Origin of the sequence: Flavobacterium hungaricum, from assembly GCF_015182285.1 — a bacterium.
Lineage (GTDB): Bacteria > Bacteroidota > Bacteroidia > Flavobacteriales > Flavobacteriaceae > Flavobacterium > Flavobacterium hungaricum.
The window spans coordinates 1-545 of the sequence record NZ_PRDM01000011.1; the positions used below are offsets into that span (position 1 = coordinate 1).

Sequence of the window (545 nt, forward strand, 5' to 3'; positions counted from 1 at the left end):
GCTGCCTAGGGTAAAACTGGTAACTAGGGCTAAGTCGTAACAAGGTAGCCGTACCGGAAGGTGCGGCTGGAACACCTCCTTTCTAGAGCCTTGGTGTTAGTCTTCGGACACGCCTTGGAAATAAGATAGATATTTGATGTTTTGGAATTCCAAGACTGTATTACTCTTGCTGTTAATTTAAAAAAAAATGAAAATTAAGTAAAACAGAGTCTCGTAGCTCAGCTGGTTAGAGTACTACACTGATAATGTAGGGGTCGGCAGTTCGAGTCTGCCCGGGACTACTTTTTTAAAGGTTATAAGCTGTAAGTTACAGGTTATGCGTTAAAAAAGACTGAAGAGCTTGATTTAAAGGAAATTTTAGAGGTTGAGACCTTATGAGCAGTAATTCATAACTCATAACTAATAACTCATCACTAAGAAAATGGGGGATTAGCTCAGCTGGCTAGAGCGCCTGCCTTGCACGCAGGAGGTCAACGGTTCGACTCCGTTATTCTCCACTGGTTTACTATAAGCATAGTAAATAAAAGTTCATTGACATATTGAGA

At 40.7% G+C, this 545-nt stretch carries 2 tRNA genes and 1 rRNA gene; all 3 read left to right on the forward strand.

What is annotated here, in order from left to right:
* Positions 1-82, forward strand: a 16S ribosomal RNA gene (locus C4F50_RS25565); the annotation flags it as partial.
* A gap of 125 nt (positions 83-207) precedes the next feature.
* Positions 208-281: transfer RNA gene (locus C4F50_RS25570), tRNA-Ile, on the forward strand.
* A gap of 142 nt (positions 282-423) precedes the next feature.
* A tRNA-Ala gene (locus tag C4F50_RS25575) sits at positions 424-497 on the forward strand.
* Positions 498-545: the final 48 nt, after the last annotated feature.